Raw genomic sequence first — 6,057 nt, 5'->3', positions numbered from 1 at the left:
ACCTGATCCAAGTTAGTCAGCAACTCGATCTGATACTTGTCTTGGCTGAGAATATAATTTTCTAGGGAATAGTCCCCTTGGCTAGTGGCAATTCCAGGGTCAGTATCAGTGGGTTCATGACCGGAAGCAGTAATGTAGCGTTCTTCGTACAGATATTTCAGTACTTCAGCACTCCAGCCAGGATAATGGGCAATACCATTAGCGTCAGCATTACGCATTTTGGTCATACTAGGCCAAGCCTTAGACCAATCCGTACGCATTGCTACAAATGCCCCTTCTGGCACTAAACCGTATTTCTGTTCCCAAGCTTGTACATCGTCCAGGGTAATTTGATAGTCGGGGTTGTGACTGACCTTGTCGCTGACATCAATTACCACAAGAGGTAGCACCATTTCAGTGACCGGGATTTCATCCTGAAACCGTTTACCCCTAACGAAATGAGCTGGCGGATCAACGTGGGTACCCCACTGACCTGGAATATTATAGCGCTGTGCCCAAAATCCAGACCCCTTGGTGCCAACCATCTCATCGTAGTAGTAGGTTGTGGTGCGTGTTTCAGGATCAAAGCCTGGCCAGTGGGGAATCTGGGGATGAAAGGTATGGGTTAAATCCACAAACTCATGGGACTTTAGTTCTGCTAATTTATCCCAAAGACTGGGGTAGTCAGCGGTTTGGGCAGTGCTCGGGTTTGCCAAACCGACTATGAAAATCATGGTTAAGACCAACACAGCGTTACGCAACATGGCTCTTTCCTAGAAAAATTATCAAATGAAGTATCAAGGATTAAGGATAAACCATGAAGCATTAAGGATTAAGGATGAAACAGTTTCCATGTTCTATCCATATTTATATAGTTATTGGTTATTTTTGAGAACTTACGCATTTACACACTTAGGCACTTAGTCACTCAGTTCGACGTCAAACGCTTAGAAATCTGGTTAATTAGTCCACTAACTATTGCTCCAGCCATCAGCACGCCAATGGCGGGAGTAAATACTGGTTCCCAAAGGCTGTACCATAGTTCCAGTCCCAAGGGAATACCAACCGAACGACCAACCAATGCGATCGCAAACCAAAAAAAGCTCAATAAGACTAGAAAAACATCGAGCATTAAAATTTGGTTAAGCCAACGGAGCAATTGCTCTTTCATCTTCAAAATTTCTGGTATTTTAGTTTAATTGTCAACGTTATTAGTTTATTGGTGTGCAGTCATGCTGGTCAAGAGTGAAATAATCGAACTTAAAACCCACGAACCTATAGCCATCTACAATATCACCGATTACATCAGCAAATTACTAGAGGTTACTGGGGTTAAAAACGGTCATGCTTTAGTTTTTTCCAGACATACAACTACTGCGTTAGCAATTAATGAATACGAAGAACGATTACTCGAAGATATCAAAGTCCATCTAGACAAGCTAGCCCCTAAAGATGGTAAATATCTCCATAATGACCTGCACTTAAGGATTGTACCTCCTGATGAGCCGATCAATGCCCACTCTCACCTAATGGCCATGATGCTAAACAACAGCGAATATATTCCTATTATTGATGGAAAATTAGCTTTGGGCACCTGGCAATCTGTTTTATTCGTTGAATTAGATGGTCCTAGAGAAAGAACTGTTTTAATTCAACTATGTGGTGAAATCTACTAACTATCTTACTAGTAATTGGCTGAGTCAGCACGGTTTAACTAAACACCATTATCATAATTATAGATAATTATAGATAGCATGAGCTGAGCCAACTCTTTTCATACATTGGGATAACAATTGTGCTAAAATAGGTAATAGTGGACTCGCTCTCACTAAGAATATTCTTCCTTATAAGAAGGGTAGAGTGTCAACATAGTTCGAGTTTGAACTTATTGAAGTAAGTTGAGCCTACCCCATCAAAACCATGCGGAAATTCTGGTTTAGACTCTACAGTAGCGCTACCATAGCATCACTTCTACTTGCGGCTGGCTTTTGGAAGACTACGCCACTCTACCATGCAGCAAACACACTATTGCCCTCAGCAGCAGTATCCTCTGGGAATCAAGTAGTCGATCAGGGTTCTCCCCCAGCCTGCTCTGCTATTGATCCGATTACCAAGGGTATGAAAAAAGAACGAAGAGCAACTGCAATGGCACAATTAGCTCGATCAACAGAAGATTGGCATTTTGTGATCAATGAGTGGATTCAAGCCATTGAGGATTTGCAAGCTATCCCAGCAGACAGTCCTAAACGGATTTTTGCTCAAAAAAAAATTGCTGAATATATCAATAACCTAGAGTTAGCGTACCTTGAAGCAGTAGCAACCACGTCATCCTTGCCCTTCTCTAGTTTTGATAACGAAATATTTGATCAGCAGCTACGGCTTTATCTATCCTATATTGCTGCCGTTGGTAGGCCTGACATTCTAATTGTAGGTAGTTCGCGGGCATTGCAAGGGCTTGATCCTCAGCAACTCCAAAAATCCTTAGGGATTTTAGGCAAAGGAGAGCTAAAGGTTTTCAATTTTGGGGTCAATGGTGCCACAGCTCAATTTGTTGACTTCCAACTCCGTCAGCTCCTGACTCCAGAACAATTGCCACAGTTAGTGATCTGGGCTGATGGGGTGCGTGCCTTCAATAGTGGACGAGTAGACCGCACCTATCAATCCCTTGTCGCCTCTGAGGGATATAAACGTTTGCTGGCAGGCGATCGCCCCACACTTCCTAAAAGTCAAAAGGAATCAGTTAATACTTGCCAAGCTATTTCTGAGTCTACTATTTCCAGTGTTACTACTAAACTTTATCAAAAATGGGCACCAGAAACTAGACTTTGGGCAACAGCGACCTTAACTTCAAATCGGCAACCTAGACCCTGCAACCTAGACCCTGCAACCTGCAACCTGCAACTGGTTTCAAAACAGTTAACTCCCGCCAACACTGGCTATAGTACTTTTGCCATCAATGCTAATGGTTTTCTCCCTATGAATGGCACCTTTAACCCAAAAATTTACTATCGGAGCCATCCACGAGTGTCAGGGAGATATGATGCCGATTATCAGCCCTTCAGTTTTGCTGGTAAACAGACTACTGCTGTCAATGCTATTAAAAGCTTTTTGAGGCAACAAAAGATTCCCTTAGTGGTGGTTAACTTACCCCTTACCAAAGACTATTTAGATCCAGTGCGTCTGAGTCGTGAACAGAAATTGCAGCAGTGGATGCTCAAACAAACTGATCAAGGATTTATCTTTATCGATATGGGGAGCCAGTGGCTAAACCAAAATCAGTATTTTGCTGATCCGAGTCATCTGAATCAATATGGCGCAGCAGCAGTGGCTAGCGAGTTGGCGGCTAATCCCCAGATTCCTTGGCCTTGACCCAATTCATAACCCAATTCATGACTTCTTGCCCCCTCAATGGAAAATTCGTTTAGGGAGTGATGGAGTGATGGGATGATGGAATAATACCAATTAAAACAGTTTTAATACATTGATGATATAAAAATTAGATAAAAATTAGATAAAATTTCGATTAAACTTAGATTAAATTTCGGTTAAATTTATTAGATGAAAGGGTGTGATGTGTATTAAAAATTTAAAATTGAAAATGTAATTATTCAGGTTTTGGGGTGGATTTAGAATCTCTTTTGACCATTTTGCCAGCAGAATGAATCAAACTGTATGAAACGATCCAAATTTGCTGGTTTTTGCTGCCAAATTCACAAGTTACAGAGTTTGTCAACCCCTACACCTAAATAATTACATAGACAATTAACGATTAATAATTAACAATTAACAATTAACGATTTACCTGCATACCAAGTGATTAAACTGGAGGAGATATGATTCCCCCAGTCTTCCTTGCTTTTAAAGGCTAGTTTCTTTACATGTTGTTGAAAGCTTTCGCTTCCAAGCCATACACCCTAAAGCAATAACGTGTAACAGACCCAATATAGAACTTGGTTCTGGTACTTTTTCGATTGAGTAGACAGTAGTTGTGCCACTGACCTCATTGTTAACAACTAGCATCGGTGTGTCATTGGGACTATCCTCTGCTGATATGAAAAGCAATCCTTCAGGACCAAGATCCCCTGCTGTACCAGCCTCAGGATCCCCTAGGAAGTCACGGTTGTTGATGTAATTCACAAAGAATGGATTTTCAGGATCGGTAACGTCATAGACTATGAAGCCACCAATCTGCTCAAAACCGATGAAGGCAAAGGTGCGACCGAATAACTCAACCAGTTTTATCCCCTGGGGTTCCGGACCTCTATTGTCGCTGCGGTTATCAAAGTTGTTTTCCTCAGCCTCAGCGTTGAAGAAATCCGGAAATAGATCAGCAGTTATTTGTTCAAAAGCATCGCCACTGTCAAAAACTAGCTCTAAGTCATCCTCTATTACCTTCCAAATTGAGAACGAGCGTCCTCCAAAGGCAAACAGTTCGTCAAAGTCACCGTCTCCATCAGGGTCACCATTAATCGTTGACACTTGCAAACGTCCTAGAACATCATCTTCTTGTAGAGCGATCGCATCAGGGAAGGCAGTTGGGTCTAACACTAAGTCATCTATCCGATCATCTTCCTGGAAAAACGTTTCTTCTTGACCGTCTAAGTCACCCTCAATGCGGAGGAAATCGCCTTCGTTAGCAGTCACTAAGTAAGTTATGCCGTCAACGGTATAGACATCAAGTTGGTCTGGCTGGAATAACCCAAACACTGGCCTGTTTTCGATATTGATAGCATCGTCTCTATCGCTAGTATCTAAACCATTATTAGGCTGACTGTGATCTTTGACACCGAGACCCACAACGTTGGTGAACTTATTAGTTTCTAGGTTTAGAACACCAATGGCATTGTTTTCCTGGAGTGCTACCCAGGCAGTTTTACCATCCTCTGAGACAGTGATGTTTTCCGGTTGGAGATCCCGATCAGGGGTAATCGGGGACTGGAATAAATTCTCAATGCCGAATTCCTCCTGGGATGAAGCCTCAATTTCTTCGAATGCATCGACAAACAGCTGCACTCCCTGGTTTTCCAGATCCTGTTTTGAGAACGAACTAAAGTCTGCAGTCCTGACAGTAGGATGCTTCGGGTCAAGAAGGTCGATAATACTAACCGACCCCTTTGGATTAACGATCTGACCTAAAGTCTCTGAGAAGGCTGGCTCTGCTTCATTGGCAACCAGTAACTTTCTGCCATTTGGGGTAAAGGTTACTGCGTCAGGCAAGGCACCAACCCTGACCGATGTTTTGAATTTACCGTTGGTGTCAAAGAAAGCCACTGTGCCTGGATCAGTTTGCACTTCATTGGCTACGGAAACCGCTAGTAAGCCATTGCTAGAGGCAATACTGGTTGGTGTTGCCCCAAACGATGCCAGGGGGATGGTGGTGGATAACGAAAGGTTGCCTCCGACAAAATTCAGGACATCGACTTGATTGCTACTAGCATTGGTAACGAATAACCTTTGGCTGAGTGGATCGAAAGTCGATATCTCCGCCGCTCCATCATCGAAGATTCCCGTGGAAAAGGTAGAAATCGGTTTGATGTCTAGGGAGAAGGCTGCGGCAGGTGATGTTAGTATACCCAACAGCAATGTTGAGTTAATGGTTGATTGTATGATCTTAGGCATTTTTCTATGAGAAATAGATGGACTCTGATCTTTTACCATGGTGTTCCTTGCTCCGTCTAGGTATAGATAATACTTAGCTAATACTGTAAATTAAATGGCTCTGATGCAATTTATGATGCAATTATGAGAAATTTTTTAAATCAGTGATCAATTTCGTGTAGTTCTAGTAATTTTCACTGAAACTTCACCAAATATTTACTGAAACTTCACAAAGTCTTTACTCAATCTTTAAATAAGGAATCACCACAGCCTGATGGGATAACTTTAATTTAAAAGCTAATCCAACTTTGTTTCACGCCACTTTGGCGGTAATTTGCAGAATATGATTAAGAAATATTAGCATAGTTTTGGATATATGATTAAGTTTTTATATAAAAAAAATTATCCCTTTAACTATTCCTCATAATTAGGAGTTCTTCTTTCTGTAGTTTTATAAACTAAAACCTAGCTATTTTTAAA

Annotated in this window: 5 protein-coding genes; 2 read left to right on the top strand and 3 right to left on the bottom strand. The window is 41.7% G+C overall.

What is annotated here, in order from left to right; all coding sequences use genetic code 11:
• A partial coding sequence (locus F6J99_RS16800; protein ID WP_293113916.1) for a cyclase family protein occupies positions 1-743 on the bottom strand: 743 nt, incomplete at its 3' end.
• Between the two features lie 164 nt (positions 744-907).
• Positions 908-1,150 carry a hypothetical protein gene (locus F6J99_RS16795; protein WP_071103904.1) on the bottom strand — a complete coding sequence of 81 codons (243 nt, stop codon included), beginning with the start codon at positions 1,148-1,150 and terminating at the stop codon, positions 908-910.
• A gap of 61 nt (positions 1,151-1,211) precedes the next feature.
• Here F6J99_RS16795 and F6J99_RS16790 point away from each other — a divergent pair, with 61 nt between their 5' ends.
• Entirely contained in the window at positions 1,212-1,655 is a 444-nt protein-coding gene (locus tag F6J99_RS16790) for a secondary thiamine-phosphate synthase enzyme YjbQ (RefSeq protein ID WP_293113915.1), read from the top strand.
• A gap of 244 nt (positions 1,656-1,899) precedes the next feature.
• On the top strand, positions 1,900-3,348 hold the full coding sequence (locus F6J99_RS16785) for a hypothetical protein (RefSeq protein ID WP_293113914.1): 1,449 nt from the start codon (positions 1,900-1,902) through the stop codon (positions 3,346-3,348).
• A gap of 489 nt (positions 3,349-3,837) precedes the next feature.
• On the opposite strand, the gene F6J99_RS16780 is transcribed toward F6J99_RS16785, so the two are convergent.
• Entirely contained in the window at positions 3,838-5,598 is a 1,761-nt protein-coding gene (locus F6J99_RS16780; RefSeq protein ID WP_293113913.1) for a choice-of-anchor I family protein, read from the bottom strand.
• Positions 5,599-6,057 lie beyond the last annotated feature (459 nt).

This window comes from Moorena sp. SIO4G3 (assembly GCF_010692305.1).
GTDB classification, from domain to species: Bacteria; Cyanobacteriota; Cyanobacteriia; order Cyanobacteriales; family Coleofasciculaceae; genus Moorena; species Moorena producens_A.
Note: the sequence above shows the minus strand (reverse complement) of the source record. Positions and strands in the feature narration are given on the sequence as shown.

Bases quoted from the DNA above. Each gene is read 5' to 3' on its own strand.
- F6J99_RS16795 (WP_071103904.1), bottom strand. From the start codon at position 1,150: ATGAAAGAGCAATTGCTCCGTTGGCTTAACCAAATTTTAATGCTCGAT.
- F6J99_RS16790 (WP_293113915.1), top strand. From the start codon at position 1,212: ATGCTGGTCAAGAGTGAAATAATCGAACTTAAAACCCACGAACCTATA.
- F6J99_RS16785 (WP_293113914.1), top strand. From the start codon at position 1,900: ATGCGGAAATTCTGGTTTAGACTCTACAGTAGCGCTACCATAGCATCA.
- F6J99_RS16780 (WP_293113913.1), bottom strand. From the start codon at position 5,598: ATGCCTAAGATCATACAATCAACCATTAACTCAACATTGCTGTTGGGT.